Source organism: Pseudonocardia charpentierae, assembly GCF_031845345.1.
Taxonomy (GTDB): Bacteria; Actinomycetota; Actinomycetes; order Mycobacteriales; family Pseudonocardiaceae; genus Pseudonocardia; species Pseudonocardia charpentierae.
On record NZ_JAVREJ010000005.1, the window covers coordinates 152,509 to 175,821 of the forward strand.

Annotated in this window: 21 protein-coding genes; 11 read left to right on the forward strand and 10 right to left on the reverse strand. The window is 73.4% G+C overall.

Annotated elements, in window-relative coordinates; genetic code table 11:
• Positions 1 to 6: 6 nt before the first annotated feature.
• Positions 7 to 957: a proteasome assembly chaperone family protein gene (locus tag RM445_RS10060; protein WP_311555895.1), complete on the reverse strand. Its 951-nt coding sequence runs from the start codon at positions 955 to 957 to the stop codon at positions 7 to 9.
• Positions 958 to 1,096: 139 nt separating this feature from the next.
• On the opposite strand from RM445_RS10060, the gene RM445_RS10065 reads away from it, so the two are divergent.
• The 3 genes from RM445_RS10065 (at position 1,097) to RM445_RS10075 (ending at position 3,875) form a co-directional block, all read left to right on the forward strand.
• The gene (locus tag RM445_RS10065; RefSeq protein ID WP_311555896.1) at positions 1,097 to 2,419 is read left to right on the forward strand and encodes an MFS transporter; all 1,323 of its coding nucleotides are present in this window, start codon (positions 1,097 to 1,099) and stop codon (positions 2,417 to 2,419) included.
• 78 nt (positions 2,420 to 2,497) lie between these two features.
• Positions 2,498 to 3,448 carry an ATP-binding protein gene (locus RM445_RS10070; protein WP_311555897.1) on the forward strand — a complete coding sequence of 317 codons (951 nt, stop codon included), beginning with the start codon at positions 2,498 to 2,500 and terminating at the stop codon, positions 3,446 to 3,448.
• 31 nt (positions 3,449 to 3,479) lie between these two features.
• Entirely contained in the window at positions 3,480 to 3,875 is a 396-nt protein-coding gene (locus RM445_RS10075) for an SCO5389 family protein (RefSeq protein WP_311555898.1), read from the forward strand.
• Positions 3,876 to 3,900: 25 nt separating this feature from the next.
• On the opposite strand, the gene RM445_RS10080 is transcribed toward RM445_RS10075, so the two are convergent.
• Together RM445_RS10080 and RM445_RS10085 are read right to left on the reverse strand one after the other, a co-directional pair.
• Positions 3,901 to 4,515, reverse strand: coding sequence for a PadR family transcriptional regulator (locus RM445_RS10080; protein ID WP_311555899.1), 615 nt, complete (start codon positions 4,513 to 4,515; stop codon positions 3,901 to 3,903).
• A gap of 216 nt (positions 4,516 to 4,731) precedes the next feature.
• A complete protein-coding gene (locus RM445_RS10085; RefSeq protein WP_311555900.1) occupies positions 4,732 to 5,235 on the reverse strand; it encodes a hypothetical protein in 504 nt (167 codons plus the stop codon).
• Positions 5,236 to 5,375: 140 nt separating this feature from the next.
• Here RM445_RS10085 and RM445_RS10090 point away from each other — a divergent pair, with 140 nt between their 5' ends.
• Both RM445_RS10090 and RM445_RS10095 read left to right on the forward strand, forming a co-directional pair.
• Positions 5,376 to 5,744, forward strand: coding sequence for a YkvA family protein (locus RM445_RS10090; protein WP_311555901.1), 369 nt, complete (start codon positions 5,376 to 5,378; stop codon positions 5,742 to 5,744).
• Between the two features lie 38 nt (positions 5,745 to 5,782).
• Complete coding sequence (locus RM445_RS10095) at positions 5,783 to 6,727, forward strand: NADP-dependent oxidoreductase (RefSeq protein WP_311555902.1); 945 nt, start codon at positions 5,783 to 5,785, stop codon at positions 6,725 to 6,727.
• A 3-nt stretch (positions 6,728 to 6,730) separates the two neighbouring features.
• Here RM445_RS10095 and RM445_RS10100 read toward each other — a convergent pair whose 3' ends face one another.
• Entirely contained in the window at positions 6,731 to 7,795 is a 1,065-nt protein-coding gene (locus RM445_RS10100) for a CapA family protein (protein ID WP_311555903.1), read from the reverse strand.
• Between the two features lie 9 nt (positions 7,796 to 7,804).
• Complete coding sequence (locus RM445_RS10105; protein WP_311555904.1) at positions 7,805 to 9,292, reverse strand: phosphatase PAP2 family protein; 1,488 nt, start codon at positions 9,290 to 9,292, stop codon at positions 7,805 to 7,807.
• A gap of 417 nt (positions 9,293 to 9,709) precedes the next feature.
• On the opposite strand from RM445_RS10105, the gene RM445_RS10110 reads away from it, so the two are divergent.
• Positions 9,710 to 10,585 carry a M23 family metallopeptidase gene (locus RM445_RS10110; RefSeq protein WP_311555905.1) on the forward strand — a complete coding sequence of 292 codons (876 nt, stop codon included), beginning with the start codon at positions 9,710 to 9,712 and terminating at the stop codon, positions 10,583 to 10,585.
• Positions 10,586 to 10,756: 171 nt separating this feature from the next.
• Positions 10,757 to 11,014 (forward strand): hypothetical protein, encoded by a 258-nt coding sequence (locus tag RM445_RS10115; protein ID WP_311555906.1) that lies wholly within the window; start codon positions 10,757 to 10,759, stop codon positions 11,012 to 11,014.
• An 87-nt stretch (positions 11,015 to 11,101) separates the two neighbouring features.
• Here the strand turns inward: RM445_RS10115 and RM445_RS10120 are convergent, their stop codons facing one another.
• Positions 11,102 to 11,854 (reverse strand): polysaccharide lyase family 7 protein, encoded by a 753-nt coding sequence (locus RM445_RS10120; protein WP_311555907.1) that lies wholly within the window; start codon positions 11,852 to 11,854, stop codon positions 11,102 to 11,104.
• A 48-nt stretch (positions 11,855 to 11,902) separates the two neighbouring features.
• Positions 11,903 to 13,369 (reverse strand): Si-specific NAD(P)(+) transhydrogenase, encoded by a 1,467-nt coding sequence (sthA, locus tag RM445_RS10125; RefSeq protein WP_311555908.1) that lies wholly within the window; start codon positions 13,367 to 13,369, stop codon positions 11,903 to 11,905.
• A gap of 235 nt (positions 13,370 to 13,604) precedes the next feature.
• On the opposite strand from sthA, the gene RM445_RS10130 reads away from it, so the two are divergent.
• Positions 13,605 to 14,738, forward strand: coding sequence for a DUF4192 domain-containing protein (locus RM445_RS10130; protein ID WP_311555909.1), 1,134 nt, complete (start codon positions 13,605 to 13,607; stop codon positions 14,736 to 14,738).
• 57 nt (positions 14,739 to 14,795) lie between these two features.
• Here RM445_RS10130 and galE read toward each other — a convergent pair whose 3' ends face one another.
• On the reverse strand, positions 14,796 to 15,758 hold the full coding sequence (gene galE / locus RM445_RS10135) for a UDP-glucose 4-epimerase GalE (protein ID WP_311555910.1): 963 nt from the start codon (positions 15,756 to 15,758) through the stop codon (positions 14,796 to 14,798).
• Between the two features lie 111 nt (positions 15,759 to 15,869).
• Positions 15,870 to 16,610: a metal-dependent transcriptional regulator gene (locus RM445_RS10140; protein WP_311555911.1), complete on the reverse strand. Its 741-nt coding sequence runs from the start codon at positions 16,608 to 16,610 to the stop codon at positions 15,870 to 15,872.
• A 69-nt stretch (positions 16,611 to 16,679) separates the two neighbouring features.
• Between RM445_RS10140 and RM445_RS10145 the strand changes: the two genes are divergently transcribed.
• Genes RM445_RS10145 through RM445_RS10155 form a run of 3 tightly spaced genes read left to right on the forward strand, consistent with a single transcriptional unit; the run spans position 16,680 to position 21,563 of the window.
• Complete coding sequence (locus tag RM445_RS10145) at positions 16,680 to 17,609, forward strand: sulfurtransferase (RefSeq protein WP_397469268.1); 930 nt, start codon at positions 16,680 to 16,682, stop codon at positions 17,607 to 17,609.
• Between the two features lie 52 nt (positions 17,610 to 17,661).
• Complete coding sequence (locus RM445_RS10150) at positions 17,662 to 18,831, forward strand: acetoin utilization protein AcuC (RefSeq protein ID WP_311555912.1); 1,170 nt, start codon at positions 17,662 to 17,664, stop codon at positions 18,829 to 18,831.
• A gap of 17 nt (positions 18,832 to 18,848) precedes the next feature.
• Positions 18,849 to 21,563: a bifunctional acetate--CoA ligase family protein/GNAT family N-acetyltransferase gene (locus tag RM445_RS10155; RefSeq protein ID WP_311555913.1), complete on the forward strand. Its 2,715-nt coding sequence runs from the start codon at positions 18,849 to 18,851 to the stop codon at positions 21,561 to 21,563.
• Between the two features lie 7 nt (positions 21,564 to 21,570).
• Here the strand turns inward: RM445_RS10155 and RM445_RS10160 are convergent, their stop codons facing one another.
• Entirely contained in the window at positions 21,571 to 23,238 is a 1,668-nt protein-coding gene (locus RM445_RS10160) for a fumarate hydratase (RefSeq protein ID WP_397469269.1), read from the reverse strand.
• Between the last annotated feature and the right edge of the window lie 75 nt (positions 23,239 to 23,313).

The following is a 23,313-nucleotide window of genomic DNA, read 5'->3' on the forward strand; positions in this document are numbered from 1 at the left end:
CGCGGCTCAGCGGGGTGGTTCGGAGCCCGGATCGTCCCGGCGGTCCGGGTCCCGGTCGTCGTCGGCGTCGTCGTGCCCGGCCAGGAACCGCTCCACCTCCGCGCCGAGCTCGTCCGCGGTGGGCAGCTCCCCACCCATCGGCGACGACCGCTCGTCCCCCTCGGAGATCACGGTGTCGTACTGGCGCTCCAGGGCGGCCACCACCTGCGCGACCTCCTCCGAGCCCTCGACCTGCTCGGCGATCTCGCGCTCGGCCCGCTCGGCGGCGGCCGTCAACGACGCGGTGGGTAGGTAGAGGCCCGTCGCGACCGCCAGGTGGTCGACCAGCACGCGGGCGGCCTGCGGGTATTCGGCGCGCGCCAGGTAGTGCGGCACGTGCACCGCGAAGCCCATCGCCGCGTGCCCTGCCTGGCCGAGCCGGTACTCGACGAGCGCCACCGCGCTGCCGGGCACCTCGGCGGTGGCGAACAGCGCCTCGTGGCCCTCCGTCAGCTCCGGCCGGGTGCCGTGCACCGTCACCCCGATGGGGCGGGTGTGCGGCACGGCCATCGGGATCCCCGTCAGGTTCACCACGAGCCGGATGTCCAGCGTCCGGACGAGCTCCTCGACGGCGGCCGCGAACCGCTCCCACTGCGTGTCCGGCTCCGGCCCGGTCAGCAGCAGGTAGCCGGTGCCCTCGGAGTCGGTCAGCGCGACGACGTCCAGTTCAGGCGCCGTGTAGTGCTCCCAGTGGTCGGTCTCGAAGCGCAGCGGGGGACGCCGGGAGCGGTAGTCGACGAGCTGGTCGACGTCGAAGCGCACCACCCGCTGCCCGGACCCCGACGCGAGCATCGAGTCGGCCGCCAGCCGGGCCGCCGCGCCTGCGTCGACGAACCCGTCGAGCACCATCACCAGCACAGGATCGGCCAGCTCCGGGGCGTCCGGCTCCAACCGGTACAGCCCTGCGGGATCCAGCACGCTCACACCTCCGCTCGGCGGCGCGGGCCGCCCGTCTGCCGCCCCGACCGTCCCGGGAACGTGAGTCCGCCCGCACAGCATCCCCGATAGGCACGCACATGACCCACCATGGACGTCCGTGGGTTGTGTGAGGTCACCGTTGACAGAGACGAGGTCGTCGGCCGGGTCGACGACGACGAGCCGGATCTGGGTCGTCTGGTCGGTCGCGCTCGCGGCCTACATCGTCGGGGTGATGCACCGGACGTCGTTCGGTGTGGCCGGGCTGGACGCCGCGCAGCGCTTCCAGGCGGGCCCCGCTGCGCTGTCCGGTTTCGTGGTGCTGCAGCTGCTGGTCTACGCGGCCCTGCAGGTGCCCGTCGGTCTGCTGCTCGACCGGTTCGGCGGCCGGACGCTGGTCGCCGTGGGTGCGTTGACGATGGCCGCGGGCCAGCTCGTGCTCGCGCTGGCGAGCACGCTGCCCCTCGCCGTGGCCGCGCGGGTGCTGATCGGCACGGGCGACGCGCTGACGTTCATCAGCGTGCTCTCGGTCGTCACCGCCTGGTTCCCGCCGCGGCGCGTCCCGGTGATGACGCAGCTGACGGGCCTCGTGGGGCAGCTCGGGCAGGTGCTGTCTGCGGTGCCGCTCGCCGCGCTGCTGCACGGCCCGGGGTGGACCCCTGCGTTCCTCTGCGCGGCCGGGCTGGGGGTGTTCGTCGGGCTCGCGGTGCTGGTGCTGGTGCGCGACCGGCCGCCGGGTGCCCCGCCGCCGCCCCCGGCGGCGCCGCCGCGGGAGGTGCTGGGCGGGCTGCGGACGTCGTGGTTCGAGCCGGGCACCCGGCTCGGGCTCTGGACCCACACGGGCACGCAGTTCTGCGGCACGGTGTTCGGCCTGCTCTGGGGTGTGCCGTACCTGGTGGCGGGGCAGGGGATGACCACCGGGCAGGCGAGTGCCCTGCTGACGCTGCTCGTGGTCGTGGGCATCATCGCCGGCCCGATGTTCGGCGAGTTCGCCGCCCGCCATCCGATGCGCCGTTCGTACCTGGTGTTGAGCGTGATCGGCGCACACGCGCTGGTGTGGTCCGCGGTGCTGCTGGTGGCGCCGCCGGCGCCGCGCTGGTTGCTGGTGCTGCTCGTGATCGTGATCGGCACCGGTGGCCCCGGCTCGATGATCGGCTTCGACTACGCGCGCACCTTCAACCCGCGCTCCCGGCAGGGCGCGGCGGTGGGCATCGTCAACGTCGGCGGGTTCGTGGCGTCGTTGCTCGTCGCCTGGGCGATCGGCGTGGTGCTCGGCCGGGCAGGGGGCTACACGCCGGAGGCGTTCCGGGTGGCGTGGACGGTGCAGTACGTGGTGTGGGCCTTCGCGGTGGTGGCGGTCCTCTCGACGCGCCGGCTCGCGCGGCGGAAGCTGGCGGACGAGGGCGTCGTGGTCCTGCCTCTGCGGGCCCTGCTGGCGGAATGGCGGAGCCGCCGCCGGCCGTGACGGCACCCCGAGTCGATCACTCATAAGTGACAACCGTTATCGTTTTCATCAACAGGGAACGACAACGGGAGGACGGCTGTGCGCATCGCGTTCGTCGGCAAGGGTGGCAGCGGCAAGACCACGACGGCGGCGGCGTTCAGCCGCTACCTCGCCGCGCACGGGCGGCCCGTCGTCGCCGTCGACGCCGACATCAACCAGCACCTGGCAGCCGCCCTGGGGCACGACGGGCCCCGCCCGCGCCCGCTCGGCGCCGACCTGGCGTGGCTCAAGGACCACCTGCGGGCCGACAACCCGCGCGTCGCGTCGGCCGCCGCCATGATCAAGACGACGCCGCCCGGACGCGGTTCACGACTGCTCGACCTCGACCCGACAGGCGAACTGCTGCGCCGGTACTCCGCGACAACCGCCGAGGGCGTGGGCCACCTCGTCACGGGCGAGTTCGACGAGGCCGACATCGGCGTCTCCTGCTATCACGCGAAGACCGGTGCGGTGGAGCTGTGGCTCAACCACCTCGTCGACGGGCCCGGCGAGTACGTCGTGGTCGACATGACCGCCGGGGCCGACGCCTTCGCGTCGGGCCTGTTCACCCGGTTCGACCTGACGGTGCTGGTCAGCGAGCCGACACGGCGCGGCGTCGGCGTGTACCGGCAGTACGCCGCCCACGCGGCGGGCCACGGTGTGGCGCTGCGGGTGCTGGGCAACAAGGTCGCCGACGCCGACGACCTGGCGTACCTGCAGGCGGAGGTCGGCGACGCGCTGCTGGGGTGTCTCACGCCGTCGCCGTGGGTGCGCGCGGCCGAACGCGGTGCCGTCGCACCCGTCGCGCGGCTCGAGCCGGAGAACCTCGCCGTTCTCGGGTCCGTCCTGGCGGCACTCGACGCCTGCGAGCGCGACTGGGCCGCGTACCACCGCGCGACGGTCGACTTCCACCTGCGCAACGCCACGTCGTGGGGCGACCGCGCCACCGGTACCGACCTCGCCGCGCAGGTCGACCCCGAGTTCGTACCGGGCGCGCTCGTCCGGTCCTGATCGAAGTTCGTTCGACCCTCTGGAGGAATCCGTGTCCCTCGACGTCCCCACTCCCGTCCTCGACGCCGCAGCGCGCGGCGAGCTCGACGACGCCCGCTTCGTCGCCGTCGTCCGCGACTCGCTGCCCTATGCCTGGAAGGTCGTCGGCGCGGCCGCGGACGACCTGAGCGCCCACCCGGGCGCCCCGTTCGGGCAGCACGAGGTGCCGCCTCCGTCGGAGCGTGAGCGCGGCGAGCTGCTGCGGGCGCTGGCGAGCAACGCGATCCGCGGCGCGCTGGAGCGTCACTTCGGGGTCGTGCTCGCCTTCCAGAACTGCCACCGCGTCGCGGCGTTCGCTCCGGCGGCCGTCGACTCGCCGGTCTACCGGGAGTTCGTGTCGCCGCGCGGCCAGGTACTCAACCAGACGCCGGAGCTGCGCGACTGCTGAGCGGGCGCCAGGCATCGGGCGGGATCTACTCAGCCAGCAGCCGGTAGATCGTCTTGCGGGCCTCCGCCAGCGCGCCACCTGCCGCGGCGATCTGCTCGGAGGTGCCCGCCGACATCACCTGGTGGGCGGCGGCGTGCAGCTGCGAGAGCTGCTCCCACAGCGCGGCCGCGTCGTCGTCGACGTCGCGGCCCACCGCCTCCCACACCGCGTCGAGCTCGGCGCGGTGCTCCTCGACGTGCCGGGTGCCCGCCTCGGTGAGGTGGATGACCCTGCGGCCCTCCACCTTCTCGATGCGGACCAGGCCCTCGTCCTCGAGCTGCGAGACCGTCGGGTAGATCGACCCCGGGCTGGGGCGCCAGACGCCGCCGCTCCGCTCGCCGATCTCCTGGATGATCTCGTAGCCGTGCCGCGGCTGCTCCGCGACCAGAGCGAGGACGGCGCTACGCACGTCACCGCGCGGGGTGCGTCGTCCGCGGCGCCCGCCGCGTCCGGGGAATCCGCGGGGCGGGCCGCCCGGGCCGAAACCCGGACCGCCGGGGCCGAAGCCGCCGGCCATGCGACGCCGGAACGGGCCTCCGCGGCCACGGCCGCGACCCATCTCCTCGGCGGGATCCTCCGGTGGTTCCGGAGGCGGACCCATGTGTGCCTCGGCAGGACCGGCGCCCGGGCCTGGCCGACGGTGACGGCGGTGCGGGTGACCGGTGCGACCGGGCCAGCCGGCTTCCCACGGGGGATTCATGCTGCTCATGGTGGTTCTCCTTGATGTTCGCGACTCGGAATCTCCGAGTTCCATCGCGTGCCATCACGATATATCGCGATAGCAGTCGATGCAACCCCTTCTTCGAGCGGGAGGTTGTCAGCCCGGCCCGCGGGAGGTGATGCCGCAGTGCTCGCCGACGTAGGAGCGGACGCGGTCCGCCGCAGCTGTGTACTCCGGCGACGTGAGTTTGTCGCGCAACCCTGCATCGCGGGCGATCGCCGCGGTGTCGCCCTTCGCCGCCTCCAGCGCGTCGAGCTGCAGGTCCACGGCGGCGACCGACCGCTCGACGTCCGCGCGGATCTCGCCCGGTGCGGTGGCGACCATGTCCGCGTAGGCGCTGCGGACAGCCTCTGCGGCGCTGTCGAGCTCGGCGCGCGGGACCGTGCCGCCACGGTTGAGCAGGGCGGCCAGCGGCTGGGCGGCCCGGGTCCCGGCGATTACCGCGCCGCAGAAGTCGCCGGGAGGCGTGCGGTCGCGACGTGCCGGTGCGGGGCTGTCGGCGTCGGCGAGCGACCCGCCGCAGCCGGCGAGCAGGAGCGCCGCCGCGACGACCGCCATCATCGGTGTCGGCGCGGTGCGGCGGCGGGACGTGCGGCCCATCGGAGCTCCCGTGACAGCCGGACGACCGGAACGGGGACGACGAACTCCCCGAGGCGTGCCAGCGTATCGGTGGCTCCGGACCGGTTCGTCCCGGGACGACCTCGGGAACAGCGCGCCCGAATTCGGACGTTGAGCAGGACATGGCGACATACCGACCCCGGCGGCTCGCGGCGTTGACCGTGCTCTGGCGTGCAGTGGTGCGCGGGCAGCAGCCCGGCGCACCGGCGTTGGGGGAGCGGCTGAGCGCCGTGCCTCGGATGGTGGGCGAGGCGGTGTCCGGACGGTACGCCGCGCTGGGACGCGGGCGGTTGGCGCTGCTCGCCCTCGGCCTGGCCTATCTCCTCTCCCCGCTGGACCTCGTCCCGGAGGCGGTCGTGCCGCTGCTGGGTCTGGCCGACGACGGCGTTGTGGCGCTCTGGCTCGCCGGCTCCTTCCTCGCCGAGACCGACCGGTACCTGAACTGGGAGCGCTCCCGCCCGGTGATCGTGGAGGGCGGCGTCAGGGCCTGATCCGGCTCCGCGGCGGCGGCGCATGGTAGGACCACCGCATGGATTCCATGCGCGCGATCGTGCAGCACGAATTCGGTGGTCCCGAGGTACTCGAGGTCGAGAGCCGGCCGGTCCCGGAGCCGGTGGCCACCGAGGTGCGGGTGCGGGTCGAGGCGGCCGGGGTCAACCCCGTCGACTGGAAGACCCGCGGGGGCAAGGGTGCAGCGGTGCAGTTCGGTCTGCCGCTCACCGTCGGCTGGGACGTCACCGGCATCGTCGACGCCGTCGGGCCCGGCGTGACCCGCTTCGCCGTCGGCGATCCGGTGTTCGGCATGCCATGGTTCCCGCGGCCCGCCGCGGCGTACGCGGAGTTCGTCACCGCGCCGTCGCGGCACTTCGCCCGTCGCCCCGATGCCTTGTCGGTCGAGCAGGCGGCAGGGTTGTCCCTGGCCGGTCTGACCGCCTGGCAGTGCCTCGTCGACATCGCCCGGGTGCAGCCGGGGCAGCGCGTCTTGATCCACGCCGCCGCCGGGGGAGTGGGCCACCTCGCCGTCCAGATCGCGAAGGCCCACGGCGCCCACGTGATCGGCACGGCGTCAGCGGCCAAGCACGACCTGCTCGCCGAGCTGGGCGTCGACGAGGCCGTCGACTACCGCAGCCAGAAGTTCGAGGACGTCGTCGAGCCGGTCGACGTGATCTACGACCTCATCGGCGGCGACGTCGCGGAACGCTCGTTGGACGTGCTGCACCCGGACGGGATCCAGATCAGCCTGCCGTCGGCGGCGGCCGCTGTGGCCGTCGAGGCCGCGAAGGCGCGAGGCCTGCACGCCGTCGGCATGATGGTCGAGCCCGACGGCGACGGCTTGGAGGAGCTGGCCGCGCTCGTCGAGGCGGGCGCGCTGCAGGTGCTCGTCGACCGGACGTTCCCGCTGGCCGAGGCGGCGGACGCCCACCGCTTCGGTGAGGCGGGGCGGACCACCGGCAAGATCGTGCTCGTGGTGTGACCCCTACGCCGGGCACGATCGCGCACCGACCAGCTCGGGGTGGCCCGGCGAGGTGATCCGGACCGGGAGCAGGCAGCCGGTCACCGCGCCGTCGGGCGTCACCACGAACTCGGCGACCGCCGAGCGCGAGCCGGCCTCCGAAAGGCTGGGCCACACGAAGTTGCCCAGCCCCCAGGCGATCGGCCGGCCGCGGTAGGAGTCGAGGGGCTGCAGCCGGTGCGAGTGATGGCCGAAGACGCCGTCCGCCCCGGCGTCGATCAACGCGTGCGCCCGCGCCACGTCGTCCGCCCGCGGCCGCGTGTCGAGCTCGACGCCCCAGTGGACGGTGACGAAGACCAGGTCGGCCACCTCGCCCGCCGCGCGGACGGCTGCCACCATCGCAGCGGTGTCGTCGCCGCTGGCCATGCCCGGGCGGCTCGGCCCCGCGAGCCAGTCGGCAGCGGGCACGACCCCGCCGAACCCGAGCACCGCGATGCGCCACCCGTCGCGCTCGACGACGGCCGGTGTCGACGCGGCCCGCAGGTTCTCCCCGACCCCGACGGGCGCGATGCCGGCGCTGCGCAGCCGCCCCAGCGAGTCGAGCAGAGCATCCGGGCCGAAGTCGCCGCTGTGGTTGTTGGCCAGGTTCGCCACGTCCACCCCGGCGGCCTGGGCGGCCGGCAGGGCGGCGGGATCGCACCGGAAGTTGAACTCCTTCGGCACGATTGTGCCGCGGTCCGAGACGGGGCATTCCATGTTGACGACCGTCAGGTCGTCGTCGGTGAACAGCCCTCCGAGCCCCGTCCACGCGTGTTCGTAACCCCGAGTACGCAAGGCCGGGATGTACGAGGGGTCGAGATTGACGTCGCCGGTGCCGTGGACCACCAGCGTGCCGCGGGGGGAGGCGCTGAGGGCGGCGGGCGACGCGGTGGCGGACGACGTCGGTTCGTCGGACGCACCGGCCGGCCCGGGTGGCGGCTGCGCCGCAGGCGCACCGCAGGCCGCCACGAGGGCCAGCGCGATGGTGACGACCGCGACCGGCGCGAGCCGCCCGAGGTGGAGGAGCGGTCGAACGCCGCCAGCCGACATGCACCGACGCTAGCGGGTGCCCCCGACAGGTTCCGCGCGCCGCGCCGGGCGCGCGGGTGCCTCCACCCGGTCTCCGACCAGCCGTAACGTCACGAGGAGCCACGGCACCGCGAACGCCAGGCTGGCGAGCACGTCCGTCGGGTGGTGCGCCCCCCGGTACATGCGCGCGAACGCGACCCCGACCACCACGACGATCGCGACCGCGAGGACGACCCACCGCCACCATGCGCTCGTGCCGCGCAGTACGAGCGCGGCGATCGCGCCGTAGAGGCAGCTTGCGGCCGCGGTGTGCCCGGAGGGAAAGCTCGACGTCGGCGGCAGGACGGTGTCGAGATGGGCGACCGGCGGCCGGGACCGCCCGACCACCGCCGTGGCGGCGAGGAAGATCAGCACCTCACCGACCAGAACCGCGGCGATGACCAGCGAGGGGCGCCACCGGCGGGTGATGACGTAGGCGAGCGCGGCCGCGACGAGGCCGCCGACGATGATCACCTTGGTGTTGCCGAGTTCGGCGAGCGGGGCGGAGGCGGCGTCCAGCCACGGCACCCGGTGGTCGGCGAGCCATTGGACGGCCCCGACGTCCGCCCGCTCGACGGCAGTGCCCGCGGCGACGTGCACGATCAGCAGGCCGACCCCGACCACTGCCCCGAGCAGCAGCACTGCGCTGACGAGCAGCTGGGCCACGGTCGTCCACGGGTGCTCGGTCCGGTGCCCGGGGACGTGGTCCAGGTCGTGGGCGATCTCCGGGGCGAGCCCGTCGACGGTCGGCGGGACGGCCAGGCCCTCGTGCCGTCGCCAGGCGCGGAACGCAGTCGCGGTCACCAGCAGCCACGCGGTGCCGACGAGCCAGCCGGCCAGCACGTCGGAGACGAAGTGGACACCCAGCGCGATCCGGGTCAGTCCGACGACGACGACGAGCGCCACCCCGACGGCCACCGCCACCCGCCGGCATTGCGGCGGGAGGACGGGCAGCAGCACGAGCAGCACCACGCCGACCCAGACCGTGACCGCCAGCGTGTGGCCACTGGGAAAGGAGGGCCCGCCTGCGGTGGCCACGGGCATCTCCACGATCGGTCGCAGCCGGTCCACCAGCTGCTTGATCAGCGGACTGAGCACCGCCGTGCCCAGCCCGGTGACGGCCACGTACACCCCGAGGCGGTACCGGCGCCGGATCACGAGCGTGACCGTCAGCGTCGAGAGGATGATCCAGGCCGTGACCGCCGCGCCGGGTGCGGTGAGCACCTGGAGAACGGTGACGAGCCACGGCCGCGGCGCGACGACGGTGTTGAGGCTGCCGGCGACGTCCCGGTCGAGGCGCAGCACCGGCTCGGCGGCGATCTGCACCGCCAGGGCGAGCAACAGGGCCCCGAAGACCACCGCCATGAAGCCCAGCGCGCTGCGTCTGGCGAAGCCGCCGACCTCGGCGGGCGGGAGCGCGGGTCCCGGCGGCGGGGGAGCGGACCGTGGAGCACCGGGGGGTGCAGGGCTTGACGACATTGTCGGTTCCTCCACGGGCGACGACGGCGCACCGGGAACGGTTGCGCAGAAGACGGGGTTCCCGGTCCGGACGTGTGTTACCCCGCGTGACGAGCGGTGTCGGACGAGGTGGACCCGCAGAAGGCGGTTCGGTGCCCTCTGCAGCAACCGCACTGCTCGGGCTCACCGACGCGACGAACGGTTCACGACCTCGGCGTTTCCGCTCGACACGCCGCGTCTGCCGTTCGCCGCGCCGTTCCGTCCGGCCGTCTCAGTCCGAGCAACCAGAGGTTCCTCGAGGCGCGCAACCGGTTAACGTTGTCGCCGGATCGATCACGGCTCGATCACAGACCGGACACGGACCGCAACCCCCCGATGCGGTCCGACCCACCCCCGAGGGACGTCCGGCCGGGCCCCGTGGATCCGGAAGGAAAGGTAGTGGCACGGCACCGCTCCCCCCAGGGCCGGCGCACACACCTGAGGCTCCCGCTGCCGCCCGTCGCGGCGGCAGCGGGAGCAGGTGGTGCCGGCTACGTCACCGCCTCCGCTCCCATGAGCGCGGTCGTCGCGCCTCGAGTGATCGCCGCCGTTCTTGCCGGTGGTGCGCTCGCCGCAGCAGGCCAGGCCGCTTTCTCCCAGACCCTCCCCGTCGCGGCCGACGGCGCGAACATGCTCAAGCTCAGCGTGCAGGAACTTGTCGGCACCGCTCCCGCGACCGACTCCTCGGCAGCGGCCGAGCCGGTGGTGGTCGCGCCGCTGGTCAGCCTGCCGGTCACGATGGCTCCTGATGCCGGGCCGGCGGTCGCCGGTGTGTCGGAACTGGTCAAGGCGGCACAGCTCCGTGCGCGCGCCACCGCGGCCGACGCGCCCACGGACGTTCCGGCGGTCCCGGTCGACGGGCCGGCCGCGCGCGTGGCCGACCTCGCCACCGGCGGAGTGCAGATGGTCGCCGGCCGGGTCAGCTCCGGATTCGGCGCGCGCTGGGGCAAGAGCCACAACGGCATCGACATCGCCGCGCCCGTCGGCACCCCCATCCACGCCCCAGTGGCCGGCGAGGTGATCGCCTCAGGTCCGGCGAGCGGGTTCGGGTTGTGGGTCCGGGTGCGGCACGACGACGGAACCGTCACCACCTACGGGCACGTCAACCGGTCCCTCGTGCAGGTGGGCGAGAAGGTGACCGCAGGCGAGGAGATCGCCGAGGTGGGCAACCGTGGCCGCTCGACCGGGCCGCACCTGCACATGGAGGTGCAGACCCCGGCCGGCACGGCCGTCAACCCGCGCCCCTGGCTCGACGGGCACGGGGTCGGCTACTAGTTCCACCCCGGCCGGGCGCCACGGCCGGTGGTCGTCCTCCGATGGCCCGACGCCACGGTCCCCCGCCGGACCGGTCGATCGCGCGGTGCCGCATGCCTCCGTCCCCCGGCACGGTGGTTCCAGGCGCCGGAACACCGGGGCCGACCTCACCAGGATGGACGGACAAAATCCATGCGCAAGCTCATTGCCGGTGCTGCCGGAGCCGCAGTCGCTGTGGCGGGACTCGTGGCCCTCGCGGGGCCCGCGGCCGCCGAGACGGCGTCCACGGCGATCATCACCCAGCCCACCACGGGCTACCTGTGGCCGACCAAGGACTCCGCGGCGGTCTACACCGGCCTGGTTCCCGACCAGCAGGTCACAGCGCTCTGCTTCACCGATCGCGGCGACGAGGCAAGACCGCGAAGCCGGACGGCAACACCGCGTTCGTGAGCAAGGACTCGATCTCCGTCGGCAGCACCGAACTCCCGAACTGTTTCCCGAACGGGAACTAGCACCAGGCCGCGGCACGCCTGATCCTCACGGCCGGGCGTGCCCGAACCGGTCGAACCACGAGCCCGAGACCAGGTCGCAGCGGTACTGGCGGACCACGGCGGCGCCTGAGGCACCCGCATCGGTCTCGGTCTTGTTGTAGGCCCCCGCCTTGAAGTACAGGCCGGATGTCTCGGTGAAGGCCGAGGACGGGAAGTCGAACTGAGGCACGGCGGGGAGCTCTTCCACGTCGCCGAGGCAGGCGTAGACCCTCAACCGGCCATCGCCGGGCGACTCGATCCGGTACGTGAACGTGGTGTCCGGCGTCAGTCCGGTGAGCAGGTCACCCTGCCGCGGGCCCTGCTTGAAGAGCTCCAGCGCCCCTCCGCGCTTGTGGTTGACGCAGATGATGATCGGCGGGGTGCCACCGGGCCCGTGGATCTGCCCGACGATGACCTCCTGGCGGCCGTCGGCGATGCCGGTGCCGTCGCAGGTGAGAGTGGTGGTCAGGACGTGCCGCTCGCCGTCGTCGAAGGCCCAGGAGGCCTTGACGGTGCCGTTTCTCATCTCCCGCAGCTCGGACCGGGTGGCCCCCGACCCGGACGTGGTGACGCCGTCAACCGGGGCGATGTACTCGACCGCCGGCACCGCCTCGACCGAGGACAACCGGAAGTACGCGCAGCTGAAGTGCCGCAGGCCGGGTTGGTGGACGTCCCACGGCCCGGACCTGTCCCTGCCGGTGGGGTCCTTGATCGGCAGTGTGAGGTACCAACGGGTGAGGTCGATGAGGTCGCCGGGCACGCCCCGCCTCGGCCTCGCGGCCGCGGTGTCGGGGTGCACCCGCGTCCCTCAGTCGATGGGCGAGGTCGGCGCGGGCGGGTCGTCCGGCGTAGGCGACTCGTCGGACGACCCGTTGGCGAACATGTTCACCGCGCGGATCTTGTTGGTGGCGTCGAGCGCCGCCACCTTGTACGCCTCGGACAGCGTCGGATAGTTGAGCACCGTGTCGACCAGATAGTTCACGGTGCCGCCGCAACCCATGATCGCCTGGCCGATGTGCACGAGGTCCGTCGCGTTCGTGCCGAACACGTGCACGCCCAGCAACGTCCGGTCCTCGGTGGAGACCAGCAGTTTGAGCATGCCGTAGGAGTCGCCGATGATCGCGCCGCGGGCGAGCTCGCGGTAACGCGACATCCCGACCTCGTACGGCACGGCCTCCTTCGTGAGCTCCTGCTCGGTCTTCCCGCAGTAGGAGATCTCCGGGATCGTGTAGATGCCGATCGGCTGCAGGCTCTGCAGCTCGCGCGCGGGCTCCCCGAAGGCGTGGTAGGCGGCGAGCCGCCCCTGGTCCATGCTCGTGGCGGCGAGCGCGGGGAAGCCGATCACGTCGCCGACCGCGTAGATGTGCTCGACCTCGGTCCGGTAGTGGTCGTCGACCTTGATCCGGCCCCGGTCGTCGGTGGACAGGCCGGCCTTCTCCAGCTGCAGCTCCTCCGTGACACCGCCCCGGCCCGCGGAGTACATGACCATGTCCGCGGCGATCCGCTTGCCGCTGACCAGGCTCGTGACCGTGCCGCGGGGAGTGATCTCGACCTTCTCGACCTCCTCGCCGAAGCGGAAGGTCACCGCCTGGTCGCGGAGGTGGAACTTGAGCGACTCCACGACCTCGGGGTCGCAGAAGTCGAGCATCGAGGGGCGCTTCTCCACCACCGTCACGCGGGTGCCGAGCGCCGCGAACATCGAGGCGTACTCGATGCCGATCACGCCGGCGCCGACCACGACCATGGAATTGGGCACCTGCTTGATCTGGAGCACGCTGTCCGAGTCGAGCACGCGCTCGTCGTCGAACTCGACCTGCGAGGGCCGGTTCGGCCGGGTGCCCGTGGCGATGACGATGTTCTCGGCGGTGACGGTGTTGTGGTCACCGCGGGCGGCACCGTGCACGGTGACGGTGTGCGGATCGTCGAAGTGCGCCGTGCCGCCGAGGATGTCGACGTGGTTGCGCAGCAGCTGGTGGCGGATGACCTCCACCTCGCGCCCGACGACGTGCGCGGTGCGGGCCAGCAGGTCGCCGATCGTGATGTCGGACTTCACCCGGTAGCTGGCGCCGTACATGTCGCGTTGCGAGAAGCCGGTCAGGTACAGGACGGCTTCGCGGAGCGTCTTCGACGGGATCGTGCCGGTGTTGACACAGACCCCGCCCATCATGTCGCGCCGCTCGGCGACCGCCACGCGTTTGCCCAGCTTCGCGGCGGCGATGGCGGCCTTCTGGCCGCCCGGTCCTGACCCGATCACCAACAGGTCGTAGTCGTACACGGAGTCGTCCCTTTCACGCCTGCGTATCTGCACGTCAGCCCCCAGACTTGCGACTCCGATGACGCCTTGGCAGCCAGGCGACGTTAACACTGGGCGACGATATGTGCGTGGGCCGAGACACAGTTGTCCACAGACGGCCCCGTCCCCGTGATCGACGCCGTGATTCGCCCGGGTTGTCCACAGCCGTTCGGAGCAGAGCTGGCGGGCAGGCCCCGGCTGTCGTCAGCCTCGCCGCATGACACCTCCCGGCTCGCCTGCTCCGGCCACCCCGCCCACCACGCTGGTCACCCGGCTGCGCAACCCGGACGAGCTGCTCGCCGCCCTGCCCTACCTCATCGGGTTCCATCCATGTGACTCACTGCTGTTCATCGCGTTCGGCGGCAGCTCGGGGCGCCGGATCGAGCTGACGCAACGCGTCGACCTGCCCCCGGCCGACGACGCACCCGCCGTGTGCCGGGCGCTGGCGGCGAATGTCCTGCGCGTGGCGCCGGCCGGGGTCGCGGTGGTCGTGGTCGGCGGTGATCCGGTCGCGGCGGGCGGCGTGCCCTTCGGCGGGGCGCTCCCGTCGAACGACCTGGCCGCGGTCGCGGAGGAGGCGCTGGTGGCCTGCGGGGTGACCGTGCAGTCGCGGACGTGGGCGGCGGGAACCGGTGCCGGAGCGGCCTGGGCCTGCTACGACACGTGCGGTTGCCGCGGGGCCGTTCCCGACCCCGACACCACCCCGTTCGCCGCCACCGCCGTCGCCGCGGGGCTCGTGGCGCTCGCCGACCGTGCGGATCTGGAGAAGCTCGTCGCGCCGACGACGCCCGGCCGTCTGCGCCGTCGGGCGCGGATGCTCACCCGCGCCGTCGACGCGGCGCTCGACCCCGCCGATCCGCGCGTCAAGCTCGGGCTCGCCGACGACCCGACCGACGGGCCCGGCGACCCGGTGCCGACGGGACACGCGCTCGACGAGGCCGCAGCAGGGCGGCTGCACCTCGACGACGGGCGGGTGGTGGCGCTCGCCCTCGCGCTGTCCGACGTGGAGGTGCGCGACGCCGCACTCGCCCGCTGCGCCGCGTCGGACGTCGACGGAGCGGAGCATCTGTGGGCGGCGCTCACCCGCGAGACGCCCGACCCGGAGGCCGCCGAGCCCGCCGTGCTGCTCGCGGCGTGCGCGCAGCTGCGCGGCGACGGTGCACTGGCGGGCATCGCGCTGGACCGGGCCGAGCAGGCATGGCCCGGGCACCGGCTCACCCGGCTCCTGCGCGCGGTGTGGGCGGCGGGCATCCCGCCGGAACGGGTCCGCGAGTGCCTGTCGGCTCCCGAGCCACCGGCCATGCCGGTGACGCGCGTGGTAGGGCGCGGCAGGCGACGGTCGCGTCGGTGAGCCGGGTGGTGGCCGGAGCAGGGTCCGGGCGGTGCCGGCCCCGCGTTGAGCCGGTAGTCAGACCGGCAGACGCCCCTGCGCGAACCGCCACGCGTCGGAGACGATCGTCAGCAGGTCCGTCTTCTCCGGGCGCCAACCGAGGGCCTCGCTCGCCGCCGCGCTGGAGGCCACGAGCACGGCGGGGTCGCCGGCCCGGCGGGGGGCGACGTTGGCCGGGATGGGGTGCCCGGTCACGGTCCGGCAAGCCTCCACCACCTCGCGGACCGAGAATCCGCTGCCGCTGCCGAGGTTGTAGATCGCGTGTTCGCCGGGCACCGCGTGGGCCAGCGCGAGCAGGTGGGCGGCGGCGAGGTCGTCGACGTGGATGTAGTCGCGGACGCAGGTCCCGTCCGGGGTGGGCCAGTCGTCGCCGAAGATCTGGGCGCTCTCCCGCTGCCCGGACGCCACCTGCAGGACGAGAGGGATGAGATGGGTCTCCACCGCGTGGCGCTCGCCGAACCGGCCGTGCGCACCGGCCACGTTGAAGTACCGCAGGCTCGTGGCGGCCAGCCCGTGTGCCCGCGCGTACGAGCCGATCGCGTGGTCGATCGCGAGCTTGCTCGCCCCGTAGGGGTTCGTCGGGCGCGTCGGTGCGTCTTCGCGGATCGGCACCTGCTCGGGCTCGCCGTAGGTCGCCGCCGTGGAGGAGAACACCAGCCGCGGCGTGCCGTGGTGGAGCATCGCGTCGAGCAGCCCGATGGCGGTTACGACGTTGCCCCGCCAGTACAGCTCAGGCCGCTGCACGCTCTCCCCGACGAGGGACTTGGCCGCGAAGTGCAGCACGCCGTCGAAACCCTCGGCGAGCACCTCGTCCGCCGCCGTGGCGAGGTCGGCCTCGACGAACCGGGCCTCGGTCGGCACCGCGTCACGGTGACCGGTCGACAGGTCGTCGAGCACGACCACCTCGTGGCCGGCAGCGACCAGGTGAGCGGCGTTGACACTGCCGACGTAGCCGGCGCCGCCGGTGACGAGCAGCTTCACGGACATCCTCCTCGGACGGGTCGATCAGCTCGGCCCGTGCCGTCGTCCGGCCCGGCGCCGCCCGCCCACGGTCTCACGCCGACGCCGATTTCCCGATCGGGGGATGTGCCCTCAGCGGGCCCGGACGAGCACCGCGTGCGCGACGTTCGGGGCGACCGTCGTCGACGCGCTGTCGTCCGTGCTCACCGGGACGGCCTCGCCGAACCGGGAGATCACGCCGACCCGGACGTCGTGGCCGGGCACGATACCCGCGCTCTTCAGCTCGACCATCAGCTCGGCGTCCACCTGGACGTGCTCGGCGATGCGCCGCACCTCCACGAGGCCGCCCCCGCGACGGGCGAGCTCGTCGAGCCGCTGCAGCCCGGCCTCAAAGGCGGCCGGGACGGAGATGGCCGCGGCCTCACCCTCGACGACGTCCGCACCGTTCGTCGAGCGTTCCAGCTCGTCCAGCCCGGGGATGGGGTTGCCGTACGGCGACACCGTCGGGTTGTCGAGCAGCGCGACGAGCTTGCGCTCGACGGCCTCGCTCATCACGTGCTCCCAGCGGCACGCTTCGGAGTGCACGTACTCCCACTCCAGGCCGATCACATCGACGAGGAGGCGCTCGGCCAGCCGGTGCTTGCGCATCACGGCCACGGCGCGCCCGCGGCCCACGGCCGTGAGCTCGAGGTGCCGGTCGCCGCCGACGACGACGAGCCCGTCGCGCTCCATCCGGGCCACGGTCTGACTCACCGTGGGCCCGCTCTGCCCGAGGCGCTCGGCGATCCGTGCCCGCAGAGGCACGACGCCCTCCTCCTCGAGTTCGTAGATCGTCCGGAGGTACATCTCGGTGGTATCGATGAGCTCGTTCACAACCGGCCCCTTCGTTTCCCCCATCGTATCCGGACGATCCGCCCGGCGCCGTCGCCCCTGAAGGGCAGGATGACAGGCGTGACCTCCCCGACCCCGCAGTTCACGGCTCCGTTACTGGAGCCCGCCCACCTGGCCGCCCTGCTGAGGAGCGCAGCGGGCGGCGGTGTGGCACCGGTGGTGCTCGACGTCCGGTGGCGCCTCGGCGGGCCGGCCGGGCGCGCGGACCACGAGGCCGGGCACGTGCCGGGTGCCGTGTTCGTCGACCTCGACACCGAACTCGCCGCGCCTCCCGGCCCCGGAGGGCGCCACCCGCTTCCCGATGCCGGCGCGCTGCAGGCGGTTCTGCGCCGGGCCGGGGTGTCGCAGGAGTCCCGGGTGGTCGCGTACGACGACGACACCGGTGCGGTCGCCGCCCGGGCCTGGTGGCTCCTGCGCTGGGCGGGCCTGCCCGCGGACGGGGTCGCCGTGCTCGACGGCGGGTTCCGGGCGTGGACCGCCGAGGGCCTCCCGGTCACCGCGACGCCGAGCCGGCCCGCGCCGGGCGACGTCGTGGTGCACCCCGGCGGGATGCCGGTCGTCGGCGCGGACGCCGCGGCGGAGCTGGCACGCCACGGTGTGCTCCTCGACGCGCGGGCGGGCGCCCGCTACCGCGGCGAGACCGAGCCGGTCGACGCCCGGGCCGGGCACATCCCCGGAGCGCGGAACGCGCCGGCCACCGAACACCTCGGTCCCGACGGGCGGTGGCTGCCTCCGACGGCGCTCGCCCGGCACTACGAGGCACGGGGCGTCGCTCCCGTCGACGGACGTACGGACCGGGACAACGGCTCCGCGGAGGTCGGTGCCTACTGCGGCTCCGGGGTCAACGCCGCCGCAGTCGTCCTGGCCCTGGAGTACTCCGGACTCCGCCCGGCTGCGCGGCCCGCTGCGCTGTACCCGGGTTCCTGGTCGGAGTGGTCCGCCGACCCGCACCGGCCCGTCGCGACCGGAGCCGAGCCATGAGCGGCCGTTCGACCGGTCCCGGGCAGCCCGCGGATCGCCTAGGTTGCTCGCCATGAGCCCGCGAGCCGCGGTGGTGTGGACACCGGAGTTCCTCACCTACCGTCTCAGCCCCGACCACCCGCTCAACCCGGTCCGCCTCGACCTGACGATGCGGCTCGCCCGCGAGCTCGGCGTCCTGGAGGGGGTGGATCTCCTCGAGCCGGACCCTGCACCCGACGTCGAGCTGCAGCGGGTGCACGCGCCGGCGTACCTGGAGGCCGTCCGAGCGGCACCGCAGCAGGGCGACGACCCGGCGCACGGGCTCGGCACGGACGACAACCCGATCTTCGACGGGATGCACGAGGCCAGCTGCCTGGTCTGCGGCGGCTCGCTGCGTGCCGCCCGGGAGATCGCCGAGGGCCGGGCCGACCGGGCGGTGAACATCGCCGGCGGGCTGCACCACGCGATGCGGGACCACGCCTCGGGCTTCTGCGTCTACAACGACTGCTCTCTGGCCATCTCGTGGCTGCTCGACCATGGCTTCGAGCGCATCGCCTACGTCGACGTCGACGTCCACCACGGCGACGGGGTGCAGGCGGCCTTCTACGACGACCCCCGCGTGCTGACGATCTCGCTGCACCAGCACCCGCTGACCCTCTGGCCGGGCACCGGCTGGCCTGCCGAGTACGGCGAGGGCGACGCCGCGGGATCGGCGGTGAACGTGGCGCTGCCGCCCGGAACCGCCGACGCCGGCTGGCTGCGTGCCTTCCACGCCGTGGTGCCGTCGCTGCTCGAGTCGTTCCGGCCACAACTGCTGGTCACCCAGTGCGGCGCGGACACCCACGCCGAAGACCCGCTGGCCCACCTGCAGCTCTCCGTCGACGGACACCGCACGATCTACCGGGAGCTGCGCGAGCTGGCCGAGCGCACGGCCGGGGGCAGGTGGCTTGCTCTCGGCGGGGGCGGGTACGGGCTGTACCGGGTCGTTCCGCGGTCGTGGACCCACCTGCTCGCCACAGTGCTCGACCGCGACGTCGACCCGCGGAGGCCGGTGCCTGCCGGGTGGACCGGCTACGCCGCGCGCCTCACCGGGCGACCCCTGCCGACGGATATGTCGGACGGGGTCGACGTGGCCCACGAGCCCTGGACCGAAGGAGCGGACCGGGTCGACGCCGCGGTGCTCGACACTCGGCGCGCAGTGTTCCCGCTGCACGGCCTGGACCCGCACGACCCCCGCGACTGAGCAGGAGGAGCACGCCGATGGACGAGGCGCTCGCAACGGAGGCGTCCGCCCCGCCGGAGCCGGCCTACCCCCGGCACTGGGAGGCGGACGTCGTGGCCTCGGACGGCGGGGTGGTGCACCTGCGCCCGATGCTGCCCGGCGACGCCGACGCGGTCGTGGACTTCCACTCCCGGCTCTCCGAGCGCACCCGCTACCTGCGCTACTTCGGGCCGTACCCGTACATCTCCCCGCGTGACCTGGAACGGTTCACCGTCGTCGACCACCACGCGCGGGTGGCGCTCGTCGTCCTGCTCGGCAGCGAGATCATCGCCGTCGGCCGCTACGAGGGCACGCTCGGGCCGGACGGCAAGGAGGTGGTCGGCCCGGCGGAGGTGGCCTTCGTCGTCCGCGACGACCACCAGAGCCGCGGGCTCGGCTCGATCCTGCTCGAGCACCTCACGGCTGCGGCCCGGGAGCGCGGCGTGCGGCGCTTCGAGGCCGAGGTACTGGCCCAGAACAACCAGATGGTGCGGGTGTTCCGCGACGCGGGCTACCAGGTCAGCCGCGAGTTCGCCGACGGCGTGCTGCACCTGGAGTTCGACATCGACCCGACCGAGCGCTCGATGGAGGTCCGCGACTCCCGCGAGCAGCGCGCCGAGGCCCGCAGCGTGCACAACGTGCTGCACCCGCGTTCGGTGGCCGTGATCGGCGCCTCCACCGACCCCACGAAGGTCGGCCACGCCGTGCTGCTGAACCTGCTGCGCGGCAACTTCGCCGGGCCCGTCTACCCGGTCAACCCCGAGGCCCGCTCGGTGCGCGGGGTGCGGGCCTACCCGGCCGTCACCGACATCCCCGACGACGTCGACCTCGCGGTGGTCGCCGTGCCGGCGGCCGGGATGAGCGAGGTCATGGACTCCTGCCTGGCCAAGGGCGTCAAGGCGCTCGTCGTGGTCAGCGCGGGGTTCGCCGACGCCGGGCCGGACGGCGTGAGCGCCCAACGTCGGCTCGCCGAGGAGGCCCGGGCCCACGGGATGCGCGTGGTCGGGCCGAACGCGCTGGGCGTCGCGAACACGGATCAAGAGGTGCGGCTCAACGCCACGCTCGCACCGATGATGCCCGCGGCGGGCCGGGTCGGGTTCTTCAGCCAGTCCGGCGCGCTCGGGGTCACCCTGCTGGCGGCGGCCGCCGAGCGCGGGCTGGGCCTGTCGACGTTCGTCTCGGCGGGCAACCGCGCCGACCTGTCGGGCAACGACGTGCTGCAGTACTGGCAGACCGACGCCGCCACGGACGTCGTGCTGCTCTACCTCGAGTCGTTCGGCAACCCGCGGAAGTTCGCCCGGCTGGCCCGCCGGCTCGCCCGCACCAAGCCGATCATCGCGGTGAAGAGCGGCCGGTGGACCGGGACGGCGACGACCCCGGAGTCGCTCGCGTCCACCGGGTCGCCTGCGGACGAGACCCGGGTGCAGGCCCTGTTCGAGCACTCGGGCGTGATCCGGGTCGCGAACGTCACGCAGATGTTCGACACCGCCCAGGTGCTGGCCCACCAACCGCTGCCGGCGGGCGGCCGGGTCGCCGTGGTCGGCAACTCCACCGCGCTGAACCTGCTGGTCGTCGACGCCCTGCACGGCGAGGGCCTCGAGCTCGCGGGCGATCCGGTCGACGCCGGCACCACGGTCGGCCCCGCGGACCTCGCATCGGCCGTCCGCGAAGCCGGCCGGTCGCGCGACGTCGATGCGCTCGTGGTCGTGTTCGTCCCGCCGCTCGCGATGTCGGGCACCGCGCACGCCGCGGCCGTCCGCGAGGCGGTCGCCGGGCTGGACAAGCCGGTGGTCAGCACCTTCCTCGCCACCCAGGGCATGCTCGCCGAGCTCGCGGTCCCGGGGCCCGACGGCGTTCCGGACCGCGGATCGGTGCCCAGCTACCCCACGCCGGAGCGCGCCGTCGCCGCGCTCGGGCGGGCCGTGCGGTACGCGCGCTGGCGGACGGCGCCACCCGGCGAGATGATCCGGCCGGCCGGGATCGACGTGCAGAGCGCGCGGGCACTCGTCGAGCGGCACCTGAGCGAGGGCGACCGGGCTGCCGGCGACGTGCTCGGCGACGAGGAGCGCGTCGCGCTGCTGCGCTGCTACGGAATCGAGATGCTGCCGTTCCGGCGCGCCCGCAGTGCCGCCGAGACCGTCGCCGTGGCGAGCGAGCTCGGGTTCCCGGTGGCGGTCAAGGCGACCGGTGAGCGGTGGCGGCACCGGGTCGACGGGGCGGGAGTGCGGCTGACGATCGTCACACACCAGGGAGCCCGGCAGGCGTACGCCGACCTCACCCGCGCGTCCGGGCGCGACGAGGTGTTCGTGCAGAAGATGGCCCCGCCGGGCACGGCGTGCGTCTTCGCCCTGCTCGACGACCCGTCGTTCGGCGCCCTGCTGTCCTTCGGGCTCTCGGGCATGGCCACCGAGCTGCTGGGCGACCGCGCCTACCGGCCGCTGCCGCTGTCCACGGTCGACGCCGCCGAGCTGATCCGCGAACCCCGGGCCGCACCGCTGCTGTCCGGCTACCGCGGCGAGCCCCCGGCCGCACTGGACGCCCTCGAGGACATCGCGCTGCGGCTCAACCGGCTGGCCGAAGACCTGCCGGAGGTCCGGTCGTTGATCCTCGACCCGGTGCTCGCGGGGCCCGACGGCGTCGCGGTGTCCGGCGCGCGGATCGTGCTCGGCCCGCCCCCCACGCGGGAGGGGGCGGGCCCCCGGCGGCTTCAGTGACGCGACCTCACCTGCGGAAGCCCAGCTGCAGCGTCGGCGTCAGGGTCTCCGCGAAGAAGTCGTTGCCCTTGTCGTCGACCACGACGAACGCGGGGAAGTCCTCTACCTCGATCTTCCAGATCGCCTCCATGCCCAGCTCGGGGTACTCCAGCACCTCCACCGAGCGGATGCAGTCCTGGGCCAGGCGTGCCGCCGGACCACCGATCGACCCGAGGTAGAAGCCGCCGTGGGTGGCGCACGAGGTGGTGACCTGCGTGCTGCGGTTGCCCTTCGCCAGCATCACCAACGAGCCGCCCGCGGCCTGGAACTGCTCCACGTAGGAGTCCATCCGCCCGGCCGTCGTCGGCCCGAACGAGCCCGACGCGTAGCCGTCCGGCGTCTTCGCCGGGCCCGCGTAGTACACGGGGTGGTCGCGCAGGTAGGCCGGCATCGCCTCGCCCGCCTCCAGCCGCTCCGCGATCTTGGCGTGGGCGATGTCGCGGGCCACCACCAGAGGGCCGGTCAGCGCGACGCGGGTCTTGACCGGCAGCGCGGAGAGCTGGGCGCGGATCTCGGCCATCGGCCGGTTCAGGTCGATGCGGACGGCGTCGCCCGCCTCGTCGAGTTGCTCGTCCGTGACGTCGGGCAGGAACCGTGCCGGGTCGCGCTCGAGCTGCTCCAGGAACACGCCGTCAGGCGTGATCTTCGCCTTGGCCTGCCGGTCCGCCGAGCACGACACCGCGATCCCGACCGGGAGCGACGCCCCGTGCCGGGGCAGGCGGATCACCCGGACGTCGTGGCAGAAGTACTTGCCGCCGAACTGCGCGCCGATGCCGAAGCCGCGCGTCAGCTCCAGCACCTGCTCCTCGAGGTCGCGGTCACGGAACGCGTGCCCGAGCGCGGAGCCCGACGTCGGCAGGGTGTCGAGGTAGCGCGCCGAGGCGAGCTTCGCGACCTTCAGCGTGAACTCCGCCGACATCCCGCCCACGACGATCGCCAGGTGGTAGGGCGGGCAGGCCGCGGTGCCCAGCGAGCGCAGCTTCTCGTCGAGGAACGCGGCCAGCCGCTTCGGGTTCAGCAGCGCCTTCGTCTCCTGGTAGAGGAAGGTCTTGTTGGCCGAGCCGCCGCCCTTCGCCATCACCAGCAGCTCGTAGCGGGGGCTGTCGCCCGGCACGCTGTACAGCTCGACCTGTGCAGGCAGGTTCGAGCCGGTGTTGCGCTCGTCCCAGAACGACGTGGGGGCCATCTGGGAGTAGCGCAGGTTCAGCTGCTCGTAGGCCTCGAAGATCCCCCGGGAGATCGCCTCCTCGTCGCTCCCACCGGTCAGCACGGTCTCGGTGCGCTTGCCGACGACGATGGCCGTGCCCGTGTCCTGGCACATCGGCAGCACGCCGCCCGCGGAGACGCAGGCGTTGCGGAGCAGGTCCGTCGCGACGAAGCGGTCGTTGGACGACGCCTCGGGGTCGTCGATGATCGCCCGCAGTTGCGCGAGGTGCGAAGGCCGGAGCATGTGGGAGATGTCGTCGACGGCCGTGCGCACCAGCGCGGTCAGCGTCTCCGGCGGGACCTGCAGGAACGCGCGGCCGAGTGCGGGGACGTCGACGAGCTCGCCGGGCCGGAGGTCGAGGCAGCGGTATTCGGTGGTGGTGTCGTCGCCCAGGGGCAGCACGTCGGTGTGGGAGAAGGGCACCGACAAGACGATACGGAGCCGCTGGTCAGCGCCGTGATGACCGGGGTCACCGGATGCCCGTGCACACCGGCTTCCCGACAT

Coding starts and splice junctions, on each gene's coding strand:
- RM445_RS10130 (WP_311555909.1), top strand. CDS start 13,605: ATGACACCTCCCGGCTCGCCTGCTCCGGCCACCCCGCCCACCACGCTG.
- RM445_RS10085 (WP_311555900.1), bottom strand. CDS start 5,235: ATGGGCCGCACGTCCCGCCGCCGCACCGCGCCGACACCGATGATGGCG.
- RM445_RS10145 (WP_397469268.1), top strand. CDS start 16,680: ATGACAGGCGTGACCTCCCCGACCCCGCAGTTCACGGCTCCGTTACTG.
- RM445_RS10095 (WP_311555902.1), top strand. CDS start 5,783: ATGGATTCCATGCGCGCGATCGTGCAGCACGAATTCGGTGGTCCCGAG.
- RM445_RS10100 (WP_311555903.1), bottom strand. CDS start 7,795: ATGTCGGCTGGCGGCGTTCGACCGCTCCTCCACCTCGGGCGGCTCGCG.
- RM445_RS10080 (WP_311555899.1), bottom strand. CDS start 4,515: ATGGGTCCGCCTCCGGAACCACCGGAGGATCCCGCCGAGGAGATGGGT.
- RM445_RS10155 (WP_311555913.1), top strand. CDS start 18,849: ATGGACGAGGCGCTCGCAACGGAGGCGTCCGCCCCGCCGGAGCCGGCC.
- RM445_RS10150 (WP_311555912.1), top strand. CDS start 17,662: ATGAGCCCGCGAGCCGCGGTGGTGTGGACACCGGAGTTCCTCACCTAC.
- RM445_RS10090 (WP_311555901.1), top strand. CDS start 5,376: ATGGCGACATACCGACCCCGGCGGCTCGCGGCGTTGACCGTGCTCTGG.
- RM445_RS10115 (WP_311555906.1), top strand. CDS start 10,757: ATGCGCAAGCTCATTGCCGGTGCTGCCGGAGCCGCAGTCGCTGTGGCG.
- RM445_RS10105 (WP_311555904.1), bottom strand. CDS start 9,292: ATGTCGTCAAGCCCTGCACCCCCCGGTGCTCCACGGTCCGCTCCCCCG.